Genomic DNA, 345 nt, shown 5'->3' on the forward strand with positions numbered 1-345 from the left:
GGTCCAGGCTGTACCAGGCCGGAATTCACGTAACGCACTTTACGTCTTCTTCATTACTTACCTTTTCGTTCCGATCCTGTTCATCCCTGCATTGCCCCCTTTTCTTCATAACGCATTTCACTGTTGCCGAAAGCCCATGGGGTCGACTTTGCGACCGCGGCCGCACTCAGAAGGATGGCCACTTTAACCGGCGCCACCCTGGCGTACCTACTCGTCCCCGAAGTGAGAGCCCTACTCTTCTATATGCCGGATCTTCACCATTAAATGCTGTTCTCTACTTTCTGGAACACGGGAGTGCGGATCAGTGAATCCCGGACGCTGCCCCCGGAATCCTTTGATCTCGGT

General features: G+C 53.9%; 1 pseudogene. It reads left to right on the plus strand.

Annotation, left to right across the window (positions count from 1 at the left end):
* Positions 1 to 114: 114 nt before the first annotated feature.
* A pseudogene (locus tag RTW80_RS28000) lies at positions 115 to 345 on the plus strand (site-specific integrase); the annotation flags it as partial.

It is taken from the genome of Escherichia sp. AM3 (assembly GCF_032029835.1).
In the GTDB taxonomy this organism is placed as follows: domain Bacteria; phylum Pseudomonadota; class Gammaproteobacteria; order Enterobacterales; family Enterobacteriaceae; genus Escherichia; species Escherichia coli.